The organism is Longimicrobium sp., assembly GCA_036387335.1.
In the GTDB taxonomy this organism is placed as follows: Bacteria; Gemmatimonadota; Gemmatimonadetes; order Longimicrobiales; family Longimicrobiaceae; genus Longimicrobium.
This window is the reverse complement of sequence record DASVTZ010000073.1, coordinates 25171-42423: the sequence shown is the minus strand read 5'-3', so window position 1 is coordinate 42423 and position 17253 is coordinate 25171. Positions and strand designations below refer to the sequence as shown.

The following is a 17253-nucleotide window of genomic DNA, read 5'->3' as shown; positions in this document are numbered from 1 at the left end:
AGGGGCCGGCACGCAGCCGCCCCGGCTTTCCCCCGACGCCCGGATGCCGCACCGATGAGCAGCCCAACCGATACTCCCCACCGCCTGCGGGTAAGGCCCGGGGCGCTGGTTATCCCCGACGACGCAGGCCAGCTGGCACGGATCGCCGTGGGCACGCGCATCGTGCGGGCCGCGGGCCACGGCGCCGTGCAGGTGCTGCGGCTGCTGGACGGCACCCGCACCCTGGAGCAGATGCAGGCCGAGCTGGCGGGCGACCTGAACGAGACCGAGGTGGTGGACGCCGTGCGCTCGCTCCAGCTCTTCGGGCTGGTGGAGACCATGAACGGGTCCGCCCACGCCGGCGAGAACGGCAACGGGACGCACGAATCGTCGGAGGAGCCCACCCCCGAGATGCGCGCGTTCAACGACCTCGGCTACGACGGGGCGACCCTCGCCTCCATCCTGTCGAAGGGGCGCGTGGCGGTGATCGGGAGCGGGCTGGTGGCCGAGGCGGTGGCCGCGGCCGTGACGCGCCACGGGGTGGGGAGCGCGGAGACCGTGGCGCTGGAGCGCCCCGCCGACCCGGCCAGGGTGGACGTCCACCTCCCCCAGGCCGACCTCTACCTGGTGGCGCCCGACCCGTTCGACCCCGCCTTCCTGGTGTGGTTCAACCGCGTGGCGCTCCGCGCAAACGTGGCGTGGCTCCCGGTGTACGTGGCGGGCTTCGGGGTGCGGCTGGGGCCGTTCGTGCTGCCGTACGAGACGGCGTGCTGGACGTGCTACGAGCGGCGCATCGAATCGAACATGCTGTACTACGACGACCACGTGGCCATGCGCACGGCGATGCGCGACGGCGCCCGCGTCCCCACCTCGGACAACCTGGTGCCCGGGATCGTGGACCTGGCCGCCGGCCTGGCTGCGCTGGAGGCGGTGCGCTTCCTCGCCTCGCGCGCGTCGCTGATGGAGCCGGTTCTCTTCGGCAAGACGCTGGAGTACGCCTTCCTCTCCATGAAGGGCACCACGCACTCGGTGCTGAAGCTCCCCCGCTGTCCCGCGTGCGGCGTCCGCGCTCGAGGATTCCCCTCCATTCGACCGTGGATGCAGCCCAATGCTCAGCCTGCCAGCCCTTCGCTCCAGTAACGCCGAGCCGCTCGCGGACTCCGTCGTCTGCGACCCGGTCACGGGGATCGTCTCCAACTGCTTCGAGCTCCCCATCGAGCCGACCGATCCGCGCATCTTCTGCTTCGTGGCCGAGTCCACCAACGTCGCCCGCTACCGCACGGGGCTGGTGAAGTCCAGCAAGTGGGGGTGCGGCGTCGGCTTCACCCGCGCGTGGGCCGTGGGCGCGGCGGTGGGCGAGGCGGTGGAGCGCTACGCCGCGGCCGTGTACGACCACCGCGAGCACCGCTACTGCTCGTACAACGAGCTGCAGGACGAGGCGGTCGCCCCGGAGGAGTTCGCCCTGTACACGCCGCGGCAGTACGAGGAGTACGCCGGGCGCGAGCTGGGACAGGGGTTCTACGCCCCCTTCAACCGCGACACGGTCACCAGCTGGGTGCGCGGCCACAACCTCACCACCGGCCGCGACACCCTGGTTCCCGGGCCCTTCGTCTTCCTGCCGTACCGCTTCAGGCCGGGAGAGGACTACATCGTCGACAGCATCTCCAGCGGGTGCGCCTGCTCGCGGAGCCGCGACGACGCCACGCTCAAGGCGCTCTTCGAGGTGCTGGAGCGCGACCAGATCATCATCGCCTGGAACAACCGGCTGTCGCTGCCGCGGGTGCGCTTCGACGGCGACGACGAGCTGGGGGCGATCTTCCGCGAGCGCTTCGACTCGCCGGGGCTGCGCTTCGAGATGGTGAACGCCACGCTCGACCTGGGGATCCCCACCTTCGTCTCCTTCGCCATCCACGAGCCGACTGGCGTGCTGGTGGGCTCGGCGACGCGGCTGAACCCGCTGGAGGGCGCCATCAAGGCGCTGCTGGAGTCGGCGCAGGGGATCGTGGGGTGGAAGCGGGAGCTGTTCGACGGGCCGCCCGAGCGCTTCAGGGACGACCACACGGACGTGATCGACTTCAACCAGCACTCCAAGGTCTACATGCTTCCCGGAATGCGGAAGCACATGGAGTTCCTGTGGGGCGACAACGAGCCCGTGCCCGTGTCGTCCATCGAGAACGTGGCCACCGGCGACCCGGCGCGCGACCTGGCGATCTGCGTGGAGCGGCTGAAGGCGCGCGGGCTGGAGGTGATCACGGTGGACCTCACCCCATCGGACGTGCGCGAGGCGGGGCTGCACGTGATGCGGGTGGTGGTCCCCGGCATCCAGGTGATGAACTCGCGGCACGACTCGCCGCTCCTGGGCGGCAAGCGGCTGTACGACGTGCCGGTGCACATGGGGCTGCGCGACACGCCGCTGCGTGAAGACGAGCTGAACACCTTCCTCCACCCGTATCCCTGAAGCGAGCCGAACATGCCGATCGAAACGGTGGACCTGGTCTCGTCGCAGGCGACGACCGAGCGGGAAGAGATCGATACGCTCCCGGAGATCTTCTGGGAGAACACCAAGCTGCGCCCCCGTGCGGGAATCGAGGCGGCGGTGCGGCGGATCCAGTGGTTCTTTGGCGACGCGCGCAAGGTGCTGAGCGCCCGCCAGAGCTACAAGACGTACGCCACGGTGCCGCGGCTGGCGCTCCCCGACCCCTTTCGCGCGAGGGAGCCGTTCGCCCCGTTCGACCAGGTGGTGCTGGGGCGCCGCTCGGCGATGCTGGCGGGCACGGGGCCGGTGTTCTCGGCCGATGCCGTTCCGCTGGAGCACCTGTCCGACCTGCTGTACTACACGTACGGGGTGATCCGCACCGCGCCGGCGCCCATCGGCGAGTGCCTTCCGGCGCCGGCCGTGGAGCAGGCGGACGGCGTCGCCTTCCGCAGCGGGGCCACGCCGGAGAGCCCCGACCTGGTGGGCGACCAGAAGGCGCGCGCCACCGCCGCCGCGGCGCAGCAGGCGATGGACATCCGCCGCCGCGTGGTGCCCTCGGGCGGCGCGCTCTACCCGCTGGAGCTGTACGCGGTGGTGGTGAACGTGGAGGGGCTCGTTCCCGGCGTCTACCACTACAACGCCTTCGACCACCACCTGGAGCAGATCCGCGCCACGGAGGCGCCGGCGGTGCGCGCGCAGCTCGAGCAGATGGTGACCACCGGGCTCAACTACGAGGGCGTGGCGGTGATGCTGGTGATGTCGGTGACGCCGCTGCGGGCCACCTTCAAGTACGGCGACCGCGGCTTCCGCCTCCTGCTGGTGGAGTGCGGCCACGCGGCGCAGAACGCCTACCTGGCCGCCACGGCGCTCGGCGTGTCCGCGTGCGCCATCGCGGGCTTTTACGACGACGAGGTGGACCGCTACCTGGGGATCAACGGCCTGGACGAGTTCTCCGCCTACGTGCTCCTCATGGGTATGCCCCTGAAGGCCGACGAGCTCGAAGGGGCTGCGTGATCCTCCTGCTGGCTGGGCTGGCCCTCGCCTTCGCGCCGCTGCTGGTGTCCGGCGCGCTGGTGGCGCTGCTCCTGGGCGTAGGGGGGCGCGGCACGGGTACGCGCGTCCACACCGCGGCGGGCGCGCGGGTGGCGGCCTACGCCGCGTGCGTGCCGGCCGTGCTCTGGGTTCTGGGTCGCGCGGGGCTCCCCGCCGGGCCGCTCTTCGCCGGGCCGGCGGGGCCGCGGCTGGGGGCCACGCTGGGGATCGCCGCCGCCCTGGCGCTGGCGCTGGGCGTACTCTCCGCGGCGCTGCAGCGGGCGGGCGCCCTGGTGCTGCGCTGGGCCTACCGCGCGTCGGGGCGCACCCCCGCGCCGCCCTCCGTGGGCGCGGCGGCGGCCCGCTACCCTGCGCTGCTGGCCATCGCCATCGCGGTGGCCGCGGCGGGCTACGAGGAGCTGGTGTGGCGCGCCCTGGTGCAGGCCGGTCTCACGCCGGCACTGGGGGTGACGGCGGCGGTGATCGTGGCGTCGCTGGCCTTCGCGGCGGTGCACGCCCGGCAGGGGCCGGTGGCGGTCGTCTTTTCCGGCGTGGCGGCGCTGCTGCTGGGGGCCGCCTTCGCCTGGCGCGGCGACCTTTCGGCGGTGGTGCTGGCGCACGCCGCGTACAACTCCGGGGCCGTTCTGCTGGACCGCTGGCGCCACCCGGCCGCACCCCGCCCGGCGCCCGCCGCCGGCGCGCCGTTCACCGCCGCCGTGGGAAGGTGACCATGACCGAAGCATCCGTGATGGAGGCCCGCGAGCTCCTGGACCGGGGAAGCACCCTGGCCCAGGTCGCCATGATCCGCGACGCCGCCACGCTGCTGGAGGGGATCGCGGCGGAGGGGGAGACGGCCGGGTGGGTGCGCTACCACCACGGCTACGCCCGCTACCGCCTGGCCGCCCTGCGCCAGAACGAGAAAAAGGAAGCGGCGGAGCACCTGGCCGCCGCCGTGGAGCACCTCAGGGATTCGGCGCGCCTCCTTCCGGCGAGCGGCGAGCCCCGGGCGCTGGCCTCCACCTGCTACGGGATGCAGATCCGCTACTCGCCGCTGCGCATCCCCTGGCTGGGCGAGCGCAAGACCCGCGCACTGGCCGAGGCCGAGTACCTGGAGCCCGAGAACCCGCGCGTGGTGCTGCTGAGGGCGCTGCAGCTCTGGACCACGCCGCGCTACGCCGGCGGCGACCGGGCGCAGGCGCTGGAAGGCTTCGGCCGCGCTGTGGAGTGCTTCGAGACGTGGAGCTCCACCGAGCCGCTGGGCCCGCGGTGGGGGCACGCGCAGGCGCTGGCGTACCAGGGGATGGCGCTGGGCGAGACGGGGGAGCCGGAGCGGGCGCTGGACGCGCTGCGCGGCGCGCTCCGCATCGCGCCCGAGTACCGCTGGGTGAAGCACGTCCTTCTCCCCAACCTGGGTGTGGTGAGCGGATGAACGCGCTCTCGATCGGCCGGTGCACGGCGCTGGCCGCCCTGGTGGCGGCGGCGTTCACGGTGTGCCCCGCGGCTGCCCAGAGCGCGCTGCGCGGAACCGTGCGCGGCACCGACGGCGCGGGTGTGGAGGGGGCAAACGTCTTCGTCCTCCCCTCGCTGGACGGGACTTCCACGGACTCGGCGGGGCGCTTCACCCTGCAGACCACGCAGACGGGCGCCGCCACGCTGGTGGTGCAGCGGCTGGGCTTCGGCGAGACGCGGGTGGCCGTGGCGCTCCCCTCGTCCGCGCCGCTCGCCGTGACCCTGGCCCAGCGGGCGGTGACGCTGGAGGCGATCCGGGTGCAGGCCAGCACCTTTGGCGACGACCCCTCGCGCGCCGGCGTGACCATCACCCCGGTGGAGGCGGTGACCATCCCCGGGAGCGCGGGCGACATCTACCGCGCGCTGCAGACCTTTCCCGGCGTCACCTCCGTCAACGAGTCGGCCGGCCTCTTCGTGCGCGGCGGCGACGTATCGGAGACCAAGATCCTCCTGGACGGGGCGGTGGTGCTCACCCCGTACCGGCTGGAGACTCCCACCGGCGCGGCGTTCGGCACCTTCGACCCCTTCCTGCTGAACGGCGTCTTCTTCTCGTCCGGCGGCTTCGGGTCGCGCTACGGCGACGCGCTCTCCGGATTGGTGGCGCTGGAGACGGTGGGGCGCCCCGCGCGCAACACGCTGAGCGTGAGCGCATCCATCGCGGCGCTCTCCAGCTCGGTGGCGCTGGCGCTGCCCAAGAGCCTGGGGGTGCGCGCCACGGCCACGCGCACCAGCACGGGCCTCCTCTTTCGGGTCAACGGGCGCGACGGCTTCGACGTGGCGCCCGAAGGGACGGACCTGAGCGGCGGCATCGTGTGGAGCCCGCGGCGCGAGCGGCAGGTGAAGCTGTTCGCCCTCAGCCAGCGCGACCTGGTACAGGGGGCGAGCGACTCGGCGGCGTTCCACAGCGCCTTCCATAGCGACCAGCACAGCGGGCTGGCCGTGCTCTCCGGGCGCGACGTGTGGGGCGCGTTCTCGCCCACCTTTGCGCTCTCCACGTCGGAGTCCACCAAGGGCGAGTCGTACCGGGCGTACAGGCTGGACCGGCGCGAGCGCTACCTGCAGGGGCGCGGCGAGATGGCGTGGGCCACCACCGACCTGGTGACGATGCGGCTGGGCGCCGAGTGGGAGCGCCGCACCTCGCGCTTCGACGGCTACGTGCCGGCCAGCGGCGGCGACGACGCTCCCGGCGCGCCCACCCGCTTCCTGGGGTCGCGCGTCACCGGCATCCGCAACGGCTCGTGGCTGGAGTCCGAGTGGCACCCGGTGAGCTCGCTGGGGATCACGGCGGGCCTCCGCTCGGACCACGCCAGCCTCACCGATGCCCGCACCTGGGACCCCAGGGTGGCCGCGGCGCTGCGGCTGGGCGGCGGCAGCACCGCGCTGATGTTCGCGTGGGGGCGCTACCACCAGGTGCCTGGCCCGCTGGCCTACGACAGCACGCTGGGCAAGCCGGGGATCCCCTCCATGCGCGCCGAGCACCTGATCGGCGGGCTGGTGATGGGCGACGCCGCCGGCGAGGGCGCGCTCTTCAGGGTGGAGGTGTACCAGAAGCGCTACGCCGAGCTGGCGGAGCTGGGGCGCGGCTACGACCTGGGCACGGGCGGGCGCGGCACCACGCGTGGCGCGGACTTCTTCGTCAAGGGCACGGGGCCCATGGGCGTCACCGGGCGCCTCTCCTACACCTTTCTCCACGCGCGGCGCACCGACCCCACCACCGGCCTGCTGGCCCGCTCTCCGTTCGACATCACCCACTCCGCCGTGGCCATCGTGGAGCGCGAGTGGAAGAGCCGCTTCCGGCTCGGCGCGACCTACCGCATGTCCACGGGCGCGCCGTTCACCGACGTGCTGGGCGCGCACCGGGACGGCGACCGCTTCATCCCGGAGTACGGCACCCCCTTCGGCGAGCGTCTGCCCCGCTTCGAGCGGCTGGACGTCTCGGCGAACATCCTCCACAGCTTCTGGCGGGGGAACACCTCGGCCATCTACCTCTCCGTCTCCAACGCGCTGGACCGCCGGAACGTCTCCGGCTACAGCTACAGCGAGGACTACAGCGAACGCGTAACGGCGGGGAGCCTCTTCCGCCGCACCATCTACTTCGGCATCAGCACCACCAACAACTGGTAACCGGGAGATCCACCATGATCCGCCACAGCCTACTGATCGCACTGCTCACCGCGGGCTCCGCGGCCTTCACGCCCTCGCTGGGGGCCCAGGCCGCCGCGGCGCGCCCCGCGGACAACCTTACGATCGCCGATTCCGTCCAGCGCGCCGCCACCGCCTCGTTCTTTCGCGGCGACCGCGCGGGAGTCAGGGCGGCGCGCATGCTGGGAGAGCGCGGGCTGGCCGCGCACCCCAACGACGCGCTCCTCCTTCACCAGACGGGGTACGCCTTCTACCGCGAGGCGCTGCTGCTGACCTCGGCCACCACCGCGCAGAGCCGCTCGCCCGAGGACGCGAAGACGCTCAGGGACCTGCTCACGCGCGCCGAGCAGACGCTGAACAAGTCGGCCGCGCTGCGCCGCCTTCCCGAGACGCACGCCCTGCTCGCGGCCGTGTACGGGCAGCAGGCGGGCGCGGCGCGCGGCGTGGGGGCCATGCGCCCCGGGATGCGCGCCGGCACCGAGATCGAGCGGGCGATGGACATCGACCGCGACAACCCGCGCGTCTGGCTGCTGCGCGGCACCAACGCGCTCTACACCCCGGCCATGTGGGGCGGCGGCCAGGACAAGGCGCTGGAGGCGCTGCAGCGGTCGGTGCAGCTCTTCGCCAACGACGCGCAGCGCGGGCCGCTCCCCACCTGGGGCCGGGCCGAGGCGTACGCGTGGCTGGGGATCGTCCACTCCCGCAAGCGCGAGTACGCGCAGGCGCGCGTCGCGTACAACGAGGCGCTGCGCCTGGAGCCCAGCTACGGCTGGGTGCGCGACCTCCTCCTCCCCCGCCTCCCCCAGGCGGCCCGCTGACCCGCGCGGCCACACACGAGCCACGGAGCACCGCATGCTGACTCAAACGGCGGCCGAGCCGCAGATCGCCATCCCCGCCGTGGCGGAAGCCCCGGTGGTGGCGAGCCTCGCCGGAGTGCACAAGCGCCTGGGGCGCACCGAAGCGCTCTCCGGCGTCGACCTGGAGCTGCGGGCGGGCGAGCTGGTGGCGCTCCTGGGCCCGAACGGGGCGGGAAAGACGACCGCCATCTCGCTGCTCTGCGGGCTCCGGTCCCCGGATGCGGGCACGGTGCGCATCTTTGGCGGCGACCCGCAGCGGCCCCGCACCCGCGCGCGCTTCGGCGTCACGCCGCAGGGGGTGAACTACCCCGGCGTGCTGCGCGTGCGCGACGTGGTGAAGCTGGTACAGGCGCACTACGCGGCGCCTGCACCCATCGACGAGGTCCTGCACGGCTTCGGGCTGGACGACCTGGCGAACCGGCAGATCGGCGGGCTAAGCGGGGGCCAGCGCCGGCGGCTGGGGGTGGCGCTGGCGTTCGCGGGGCGCCCTTCGCTGGTGCTGCTGGACGAGCCCACCACCGGGCTGGACGTGGTGTCGCAGCGCGCGGTGTGGAACGAGGTGCGCGCCTTCGTGGCGCGCGGCGGCACGGTGCTCCTCACCACCCACTACCTGGCCGAGGCCGAGGCGCTGGCGAGCCGGGTGGTGGTGCTCAACCGGGGCAAGGTGGTGGCCAACGACACGGTGGAGGCGGTGCGCGCGCGGGTGGGCGTCACCAAGGTCCTCTTTCGCGCCGCCGACGCGCCGCCCGAGCTGCCGGGGGTGCTGCGCACCGCGCGCTCGGGTGAGCTCAACACCCTCTACACCTCCGATCCCGACCAGCTGGTGCGCGAGCTGGTGCGGCACGGCGTGACCTTCCAGGGGCTGGAGATCCGCCCCGCCACGCTCGAGGAAGCATTCCTGGCGGTCACCGCCGAGGAGGAACGATGAGCCTGGCGCTCGCCTATTTCCGCACGCGGATGCTGGAGCTGCTGCGCACCCCGGCGTACGTGCTCCCCACGATGGTTCTCCCCGCCATGTTCTTTGCGCTCTTCGCGGGGTCGCTGGGGAACGAGCCGGGCCGCGCCAACGGGGCGATGACGGCGTACGTGGTCTTCGCCATCATGGGCGTGATGTTCTTCCAGTTCGGCGTCGGCTCCGCCGCGGCGCGCGAGAGCGACTGGGAGCGCTTCCTGCGCACCCTGCCCACCACGGCGTGGCCGCGCTTCGCGGCGCAGATCGCGTCGGCGCTGCTCTTCGCCAGCGGCTCCGCGGCCGTGGTCGTGACGACGGCGGTGCTCCTGACCGACGCGTCGCTCAGCTGGGAGCACACGCCGGTGTGGGCGGGCGCGCTCCTGCTGGGCGTCATCCCGTTCGGCTTCATGGGCTTCGCGCTGGGGTACTGGGTCCCGGCCCGCGCTGCCGCGCCGGTGGCCAACCTGATCTACCTGCCGATGGCGTTCTTTGGCGGGCTCTGGATCCCGGTGGAGTTCCTCCCCACCTTTGCGGCCCGGCTCTCGGCCGTGCTCCCGTCCCGGCACCTGGCCGAGGTGGGCCGGAGCGCCATGAACGGCGGCTTCGGCTCGCGGCTCAACTGGACGGTGCTCTTCGTCTACGCCGTGGTCTTCGCCCTCCTCGCGGCGCGCGGATACCAGCGCAACGAGGAGCAGAAGTACAGCTGAGCCTGGCGGGCGAGCAGGCGTGGCACGGAGAACCGCCGCCGGTTCTCCGTGCCACGCCTTTTGCGTGCCTGCCCCGCGGGTTGACCCCGATCCGGAGACGGCCTAGCTTTCAAGCGGAAGTCGGTGCCCCCTGGTGTAATGGCAGCACAGGAGTCTTTGGAACTTCTAGTGGAGGTTCGAATCCTCCGGGGGCAACTGGGCCCCGGGTCGTTGCGAGAGCAATGGCCCGGGGCCTTTCCGCGTCAGGCGGCTGGGAGGCTCGCGCCGGGCTTCAGCGGCTCCGGCGCGGTGACTCCCAGGCGCGTCCGCTGGCGGAAGGCGAGCACGATGCCGGGGAGCAGAAATGCCGCCGTGGCGCCCAGGAGCTTGGCCGCGTAGCGCGCATCCGCCTGGACGCCGTCCGGGGGGACGAGCGCGGAGACGATGGCGGCGGCGGTGGCCGCGAGCCCGACGCCCCCCGCGATCCGGTACACGCCCGGGCGGGTGAAGAAACCGTGCACGCGGCCGGCGGGCGCGCGGACCACGATGGCGAAGAGGTAGAGGAAGACGATCAGCTGGATGACGGCCGTGGCGTTCAGCAGAAGCAGGTACGCTTCGCGGATGCTGGACCCCGACGCGCTGAACAGGACGAGTACGGACGATGCGGCGCCCTGCACCACCAGCGCCGTCGCGGGCGTTCCCCAGCGGTGGTGCGTGCGGGCGAGCGGGGCGGGCAGGAGGCGGTCCAGCCCCATGACGAACGGCATCCGCGCCGCGCCCGCCATCCACACGCACGCGGCCGCCGCGGCGGACACCGCCAGCACGGCGGCCAGCGGCAGGGTGAGCATGGCGGCTCCCGCGGCGCCGGCCAGACGCTCGGCGGCCTGCAGCCAGCCGCTCAGCGCGCCGATCTCCGCGTGGGGCACCGCGGCCGCGAGCGCCACCGTCGACAGCAGGTACACGGCCGCGCAGGCGGCGCCCGCGCCCACCACGGCGCGCGGGATCGCCCGACGCGGCTGGCGCACCTCTCCGCCCACCACCGAGCCCAGCTCCAGCCCCACGAGCGCCAGGCAGGTGATCCCGAAGAAGGGGATGCTCCCCCACGCCACGGCGGAGGACGAGGCGGCTTGCGGCGGGCCCGCGCGCGATGCCAGGATGGCGGCCGAGAGCCCGGCGACGGCGGCGGTGGCCAGCAGGGTGCACACGGCGCCCGCGTTCTGCAGCCAGCGGCTCACCCCGAAGCCCAGCACGTTCAAACCGGTGAGCGCCCAGAGCACCGCGAGCACCGCCGGCACCATGACCCGGGGGTCGGACTCCAGCGCGCTCCCCCCCGCCGCGTGCAGCACGATCCCCACCAGGTACAGGATGACGGTGGGCACGTAGAAGAGGTTGTTCACCCAGTAGCACCACCCGCACACCAGGGCGTGCGCGGGCCCGAACGCCCCGCGCGTCCACACGTACACACCCCCCTCCGACGGGTCGCGCGCCGAGAGCTCCAGGACGGCGACGGCCTGCGGGACGAAGAAGCAGAGGAGCGCGGCGGCCCACAGCGCCATCCCGCCCGGCGCGCCCGCCACCGCCGGCACCAGGTTTACGTTGACGACGGCCACCAGCAGCAGCATCGTGAGGTCGGAGGTGCGCAGCCGCCGGGGAAGGCGCGCCTCACCCGCCGGGGGGGTGCCGCCGGAGTGGGGGGAAACCGCTGCCTGCATGGATACCGACATGGATCTCTCTCCGGGTTTCTCGCTCTGGATCTCGGGCGCGCCGGATGCCCGCCGCCGCCTTGCCGATGCGCTCGCCGCCCGCCTGGGGCGCCGCGGGTCCGCCGTCCGCCAGGAGGATGACGGCGGCGGCACGCTCGTCTCCTGCGGCGCCCCGCCCTTCACGCGCGGCCCGACAGTTGAGGCGGTGGAGGGCGACGCGGAGGCGGCCGCGGACCGGCTGGTGTCGCTGCTTGAGGCGGAGGGCCTGCTCCCGGCCGCGGACGCGCAGGCGGAGCGCGACGAGGCGCTGCTGCTGGAGCGGCTGCGGGGGCTGGGCTACCTGTAGGCGGGGGCGCGGCGGCGGTGCAGGGCGGGGTCCACCGCCGCGGCCATCCGCTCCACGTCCAGCCCGCCGCCCAGGAATGCATCCACCGCCCGCGCGTGCGCCTCCGGGTCCGCGACCACCTCGTCGTAGCGCAGGGTGAGGACGGGGAGCCCGCGCTCCGCCAGCCACGCCTGCAGCCGCCCGGCCTCGCGCTCCAGCGCCCCGCGCAGCTCTCCGCCGGCCCGCGCGGCGGAGTGGCCGCGCCGCGCCAGCATCACCTCCTGCGAGCCGAGCACCTCGTCCAGGTCGCGCCGCATGGCCAGCACGCGGCAGGGGCGGCCGGCGGGCAGGCGGTACACGAGCGGGTGCACCACCTTGACCGCGTGACCCGCCAGCCCGGCGAAGAGTGCCCCGGGGTCGCTTTCGCGCAGCTCCTTGACCGCTTCCAGCTCCAGGTAGCCGCGGGGGTTGTCTTCGTCCGGCGCGCGCACGCCGTCGGTGGCCACGGGCATGCCGCCGGCGCGCAGCATCTGCATCATCATGGAGGTGCCGGAGCGCGGCACGCCGGTGACCACCGTGATCCAGGGGCGCGCGACGGGGGCGTCCATCGCCTCAGCCCCAGCTCACGGGGAGCGTCTGCAGCCCCCGGAAGTTGAAGTGCTCGCGCCAGCGGTACTCCCCCGCCAGCCGGAGCCGCGGGAGCCGCTCCAGCGCCATGGAGAGCGCCGTCTGCGCCTGCGCCACGGCCAGTGACGCGCCCAGGCAGGCGTGCGGCCCGCCGCCGAACGTGGTGTGCTGGCGGGCGTCGGCGCGCCCCACGTCCAGCCGGTCGGGGTTCTCCCAGCGGGCGGGGTCGCGGTTGGCGGCACCCAGCACCATGATCACCCGTTGCCGGGCCCGGATGGTGTGGCCGTGCAGCTCGAAGTCCTCGCGCGCCACGCGGTCGTGGCGCATCACCGGGCTCTCGTAGCGCAGGAACTCGTCGACGGCGGTGGCGATCAGTGCCGGGTCCGCCTTCAGCCGCGCCCGCTGCTCGGGGTGCTGAAAGAGGCAGAGCATCCCGTTGCCGATCAGGTTCACGGTGGAGTCGTGCCCGGCGAAGAGGAGCATGACGCCCGTGGCCAGGAGCTGGTCTTCGGAGAGGGCGTGGCCCCCCTCCTCCTCTTCCTCCCGAGCCAGCGAGCCCAGCACCGTGTCGCTGCCGGTGGTGCGCAGCCCCGCGACGATGCCGCGCAGGTAGTCCGTCATCTCCGTGAAGGCGCGGACCATGGCGTCCAGCACCTCCATCCGCGACGGCCCCAGGGCGAAAAAGGTCCCGATGTCGCGCGACCAGGCGGCGAGCCGCGGCCGGTCTTCCAGCGGCACGCCCAGCATCTCGGCCACGGCGCGCACGGGGAGCGGCTGCGCGTACTGGGGAACGAAGTCCATCTCGCCGCGCGCCTGTACCGCGTCCAGCAGCTCCGAGGCGGTCTGCTCGATGAGCGGCTTCATCCGCGCGATGGCCCGGGGCGAGAAGGCGCGGCTCAGCATCCGGCGGAGGCGCAGGTGCTCGTCGTCGTCCAGGTTGAGCACCCACAGCGCCAGGAAGCGGTCGATGGGCTCCATCTTCGCCCGCACCTCCGGCGGGAGCTGCGAGCTGGCCACGGCGCGGCGCATGGCGCTGGAAAGGCGCGGGTCCTTGAGCGCCGCCACCACGTCGTCGTAGCGGGTGAGCACCCAGGCGTTCAGCACCTCGCTCCAGTGCACCGGCTCCGCGTAGCGCAGCACGTGATAGAGCGGGTGCGGGTTGTTGAAGACGTCTCCCGACACGAGCCCGTACGGGTCGCGGGCGCCCGTCTGGCGGGCGGTCACGATTCTGGCCGATGAGATCCCGCGCATCGCGTCCTCCGTCTGACGGGGTTCGTCTGCTACAGGGCGCCCGCCGCGGCGCGGCGGGCGAGGAATGCGGCGAGCCGCTCTTCGGCGGCGGCGGCGCGGGCCAGGCACCCGCCCAGGAAGCGGGCGTACTCCGGGCGGAACCCCGCCAGCGCCTTGGCCAGGACGTCGCGCGCCACCTCCATCTCGCGCAGGCTGCGGTGGTAGACGGCGGCCTCTCCCGTGAGCCGCTGGCATCCCGTCCACCGGCCCACCGCGCTGAGGAGGGCGCAGAGGTACACGCGGCTCCCCAGCTCCGCGCGCAGCAGGAGGCTGGCGGTGCGCAGGAGGGCCCGTGGGGGCGCGCCCGCCGCCCATCCCTCCTCCAGCTCGCGGCGAAAGGCGTCCAGCGCCCCCGGCCCGTAGCGCCCCGCGGCGTCCTCGCGGTCCTCCAGCGCCTCGCGCCGCAGGGCGTCCAGCAGCGCCTCCGCCTCCGTGCGCAGGCCCGCTAACCGCTCCTCGTCCAGCTCCACCGCCCACCACTCGCCCCGCACCGGCCGCCCGGCGTAGAGCGGCTCGCGCAGCTCGTCGCGCGGGACGGGGGAGTGGCGCGCGCGCTCCAGCACCCGCTCGTCCACCGGGCCGTGGCGCGCCGGAGGCCAGTCGTCGTCCACCCAGAGCTGGCCGGGCGCCGGCCCCGCGCGCACGCGCACCGTGCGGCTGCTGTGCACCCGGCCGTAGGCGGGGCGGTAGGGGAGGTGGAAGACGTCCACGGCCACCACCGCTGCCCGCCCCGCCGCCAGGTGCCCCGCCAGCTCCCCGGCGGCGCCCTCCACGATGCGGAGCCCCGTGCGCGCCGCCAGCAGCGCGGAGAAGGGCTCGGGACCGGCGGGAAGGCTGTACTCGGTGAGCGCGTCGCGCAGCTCGGGGCGGGGAAGCGCGAACGTCCACCGCGCGCCGAGCAGGGCGGCGCCCTCCGCTCCCGCGAGCTCGCGCGCCAGCTGCTCAAGGCTGGCCAGCAGGCTACCGGCCGTGCGCGGCACCGTCCGGACCCCTGACGGCGCCGTGCAGCAGGGTCACGGCGACCAGGTGGAAGAGGGGGTTCGTCCCCAGCCCCAGCCGGGTGGGGACCCGCGGCGCCTCCCACCCGAAGGAGTTGCACCAGAGCACGGGGCGAAGCTGGTCCAGCTCGTAGCCGCCGGGGTAGTGCAGGTGCGAGCAGACCCACCCGTCCGGCGGATCCGGCGCGCCGGGCGGGAGCAGCCATCCCTTCGCCAGCGCCAGCAGCGCCATGTGCCCGTCCGGCTCGGCGAACAGGTCCACGGGGAGCGCCTGGTCGCCCATCTCGCCGAAGCAGAGCAGCGCCACGCCGGTGCACGGTTCCGCGGCGGGAAGGGCGAGCGTCTGCCCCAGCGTCTCCACGTGGTCGTGCTCCGCGCCGGCCGGGGGCAGCGCGAAGGGTACGCCCGCCACCCGCAGCGTGCCGCCGAAGGGGAGCTCCTCCGCCGGGTAGGAGTTTCCCCAGGCGTTCACGCCGCCCCGGTGCCGCTCGTCGTCGCGCGTGGCCGCGCGCGCGTTGCGCAGGGCGTCCAGGGGCACGGGGGTGTGCGCCCTCATCGCCCCTCCCCGCGCAGGGCGCCGAACCGCGTCCGCGTCGCCAGGGGCGGGGCCGTTCCGTAGCGGTCGCCGCGAAAGGGCTCGCGGCGCAGCGCGGGCTCGGGCGCGCCGCTGGTGCCTTCCACCGAGGCGAGCAGGCGCGCGGCGTCGATCCGCAGCACCACGCTGGCGGGGAAGACAGCCATCGCAACACCGCCGCGGGTGGCGGTGAGCGACGCCTCCCAGGCGCCGGAGCGCACGTCGCCGGAGAGGGGGAGGAGGGAGTCCACCACCACCGCCGCGTCCGGTGGGGCGGCCGGCGCGGGTCCCGCGATCGCCAGCGTCCCCAGCTCGTCCACGGGCAGCGCGCCGAACGGGGTGCCCCAGAGGTCGGGGCGCGCCATCAGCTCCGGAAAGGGCGAGTCCCCGGCATCGGGGCCGGACGCCGCGTCGTGCGGCGGGTACGGCGACCCCGTGCCACGGACGGCCCGCAGCGGCGGCGGAACGGGCTCCCCGGCCTCCAGCAGGAGCTCCACCAGCGCGAGGACGGCGGAGGGGCCCAGCAGCACCGGGAGATCGGGGGAGAGGGAGTCCGCGTGCAGCTCGCCGCTCCACGGGCTGGCCGGGGCGGGGCGCGCCGCCGGTGCCAGGTGAACCAGGCGCCCGCCGGCGACGGCCAGCAGGTAGCGCCTGCGCCGCACCGCGCGTCCGGGGCCGGTGCGCTGCTCCACGACGCCCGCCTCCACCTCCAGCGAGCCGCGCCGGCACGGGGGGAGAGCGCCGTCCAGCGCCGCGTAGACCCGCTCCGCGGCCGTGCCCTCGCGCGCACCGCGCGGAGTCCAGCCGTCCAGCCGCGCACGCGCCCCGGCGGCTCCGCCCCGCGCGGCCAGCGCGTAGCGGGTTTCGGCCCGCGCCCCGCCCGCCATGCGGACGGCGAAGACCCGGTGGGCGCTCACCGCACGATCCTCAGCGAGGGGATGCGGAGCGCGGGGGCGCAGCTCCCCACGTCGAACAGCAGCTGCCCGGCGCGCCCGCACATGGCGTTGGCGCGAAAGCGCGGCGCGTCCCCCGCCTCGGCCACGCGGCGCAGAACGCCGTGCTCCTCCTGCACCCATCCGCCCGCCAGCAGCTCGCCGGTGAGCGCGCCGTCCTGGATGCGCTCCGCCAGCACCACCCGCGCGGATACGCCGGCCCGGCTGAGCCCCGCCTCGCCCAGCCGCCGCAGGTACACCCCGCGCCCCGTGCGCGCCACCAGCGCGTCTTCGGGCGCCGTGCCGGCGGCGCACACCAGGTTCGACATGCGGGGAAGGGGCGGGTGCCATGCGCTGGCGGCGCGGGCGTTGGCGGTGGGGAGGGCGCCGGCGGCGCGCGCGGTGGACGCGGTGTGGAGCTCGCCCACGAGCACCCCCTCACGCAGCAGCGGGGTGGCGGCCAGCGAGCGGACGCCGTCGTCGTCGTACTCGTAGCGGGCCGGACCGCCGGGAGCGCGCGGATCGTCCGCCGCGGAGAGCGCCTCCGACGCCAGGCGCAGCCCCAGCGCCGGCCGCGCGCCCGGCGCCGCCTCGGCCAGGTGCCCCACCGTCTCGTGCACCAGCACCGCCGCCGCGTCGGGGCCCAGCACGGCCGCGTACGACCCCGCCTCCAGCGGTCGCGCGCGGTCCAGCGCCTCCACCAGGGCGCGCAGCTCGCCGGGCGCCTCCTCCGCCAGCCACCCCGCGCCGTCGCCGCCCCCGCTCCACCCCAGCGGCCAGGTGGTCCCGCCGGGCCCTTCCACGCTCCCGGTGACCGCCCAGGCGGCCGAGGCGCGGAGCGGGAGATCGGGCCCGTCGCCCGCCGTGCGGCGGTTGAAGAGCGCGGCGGAGTAGGTGAGGCGCACCCGCCCGCCCCACGGAGCCGCGAGTGCCTCCAGCGCGCCGGCCACCGCCCGCAGCGGCGTACGCGCGGAGGGGAGCGGCAGCCGCGCGCCCCACCCGGCCGGCGGCGCCCCGCCGAAGCGGCTGGACGCACCGTCGCGGCCGCGCACGCGCCCCCGCTCCACCACGCACTCCAGTGCGCGCGCCGGGGCACCGGCCCGCGCGAGGACGGTGCGGCACCGGCCCCGCTCGAACCAGCCGGCCTCCCCCGGGCGGCGCGGCGCCACGG

General features: G+C 74.6%; 17 protein-coding genes and 1 tRNA gene. 11 read left to right on the top strand and 7 right to left on the bottom strand.

The annotated features are described in order from the left end of the window. The first annotated feature begins 54 nt into the window (after positions 1-54). The 10 genes from VF647_06215 (at position 55) to VF647_06170 (ending at position 9849) form a co-directional block, all read left to right on the top strand. On the top strand, positions 55-1119 hold the full coding sequence (locus VF647_06215; protein HEX8451669.1) for a TOMM precursor leader peptide-binding protein: 1065 nt from the start codon (positions 55-57) through the stop codon (positions 1117-1119). Next, positions 1088-2437 (top strand): YcaO-like family protein, encoded by a 1350-nt coding sequence (locus VF647_06210; protein ID HEX8451668.1) that lies wholly within the window; start codon positions 1088-1090, stop codon positions 2435-2437. Before VF647_06215 ends, VF647_06210 begins: the two co-directional genes overlap by 32 nt. Positions 2438-2449: 12 nt before the next feature. After that, a complete protein-coding gene (locus VF647_06205; GenBank protein HEX8451667.1) occupies positions 2450-3469 on the top strand; it encodes a SagB/ThcOx family dehydrogenase in 1020 nt (339 codons plus the stop codon). Then, positions 3466-4215, top strand: coding sequence for a CPBP family intramembrane glutamic endopeptidase (locus tag VF647_06200; protein HEX8451666.1), 750 nt, complete (start codon positions 3466-3468; stop codon positions 4213-4215). Before VF647_06205 ends, VF647_06200 begins: the two co-directional genes overlap by 4 nt. A gap of 2 nt (positions 4216-4217) precedes the next feature. Further along, positions 4218-4916 carry a hypothetical protein gene (locus VF647_06195; GenBank protein HEX8451665.1) on the top strand — a complete coding sequence of 233 codons (699 nt, stop codon included), beginning with the start codon at positions 4218-4220 and terminating at the stop codon, positions 4914-4916. Continuing rightward, a complete protein-coding gene (locus VF647_06190) occupies positions 4913-7120 on the top strand; it encodes a carboxypeptidase-like regulatory domain-containing protein (GenBank protein HEX8451664.1) in 2208 nt (735 codons plus the stop codon). Before VF647_06195 ends, VF647_06190 begins: the two co-directional genes overlap by 4 nt. Positions 7121-7134: 14 nt before the next feature. Then, entirely contained in the window at positions 7135-7956 is an 822-nt protein-coding gene (locus VF647_06185; GenBank protein HEX8451663.1) for a tetratricopeptide repeat protein, read from the top strand. A gap of 34 nt (positions 7957-7990) precedes the next feature. Next, positions 7991-8923 carry an ABC transporter ATP-binding protein gene (locus VF647_06180; GenBank protein ID HEX8451662.1) on the top strand — a complete coding sequence of 311 codons (933 nt, stop codon included), beginning with the start codon at positions 7991-7993 and terminating at the stop codon, positions 8921-8923. After that, positions 8920-9654 (top strand): ABC transporter permease, encoded by a 735-nt coding sequence (locus VF647_06175; protein HEX8451661.1) that lies wholly within the window; start codon positions 8920-8922, stop codon positions 9652-9654. Before VF647_06180 ends, VF647_06175 begins: the two co-directional genes overlap by 4 nt. A gap of 124 nt (positions 9655-9778) precedes the next feature. Further along, positions 9779-9849 (top strand) — tRNA-Gln (locus VF647_06170). A 47-nt stretch (positions 9850-9896) separates the two neighbouring features. On the opposite strand, the gene VF647_06165 is transcribed toward VF647_06170, so the two are convergent. Continuing rightward, positions 9897-11357 (bottom strand): APC family permease, encoded by a 1461-nt coding sequence (locus tag VF647_06165; GenBank protein HEX8451660.1) that lies wholly within the window; start codon positions 11355-11357, stop codon positions 9897-9899. Here VF647_06165 and VF647_06160 point away from each other — a divergent pair. Further along, positions 11356-11682 (top strand): hypothetical protein, encoded by a 327-nt coding sequence (locus tag VF647_06160; GenBank protein ID HEX8451659.1) that lies wholly within the window; start codon positions 11356-11358, stop codon positions 11680-11682. The two genes, VF647_06165 and VF647_06160, sit on opposite strands and share 2 nt — an antisense overlap. Here VF647_06160 and VF647_06155 read toward each other — a convergent pair. Genes VF647_06155 through VF647_06130 form a run of 6 tightly spaced genes read right to left on the bottom strand, consistent with a single transcriptional unit; the run spans position 11673 to position 17251 of the window. Next, a complete protein-coding gene (locus VF647_06155) occupies positions 11673-12269 on the bottom strand; it encodes a hypothetical protein (protein ID HEX8451658.1) in 597 nt (198 codons plus the stop codon). The genes VF647_06160 and VF647_06155 overlap by 10 nt on opposite strands. A gap of 4 nt (positions 12270-12273) precedes the next feature. Further along, on the bottom strand, positions 12274-13539 hold the full coding sequence (locus VF647_06150; GenBank protein HEX8451657.1) for a cytochrome P450: 1266 nt from the start codon (positions 13537-13539) through the stop codon (positions 12274-12276). 29 nt (positions 13540-13568) lie between these two features. After that, complete coding sequence (locus tag VF647_06145) at positions 13569-14558, bottom strand: hypothetical protein (protein ID HEX8451656.1); 990 nt, start codon at positions 14556-14558, stop codon at positions 13569-13571. After that, the gene (locus VF647_06140; protein HEX8451655.1) at positions 14539-15132 is read right to left on the bottom strand and encodes a hypothetical protein; all 594 of its coding nucleotides are present in this window, start codon (positions 15130-15132) and stop codon (positions 14539-14541) included. The genes VF647_06145 and VF647_06140 overlap by 20 nt, the downstream gene beginning before the upstream one ends. After that, positions 15129-16067 (bottom strand): hypothetical protein, encoded by a 939-nt coding sequence (locus VF647_06135; protein HEX8451654.1) that lies wholly within the window; start codon positions 16065-16067, stop codon positions 15129-15131. Before VF647_06135 ends, VF647_06140 begins: the two co-directional genes overlap by 4 nt. Next, positions 16064-17251: a metallopeptidase TldD-related protein gene (locus tag VF647_06130; GenBank protein HEX8451653.1), complete on the bottom strand. Its 1188-nt coding sequence runs from the start codon at positions 17249-17251 to the stop codon at positions 16064-16066. Before VF647_06130 ends, VF647_06135 begins: the two co-directional genes overlap by 4 nt. Between the last annotated feature and the right edge of the window lie 2 nt (positions 17252-17253).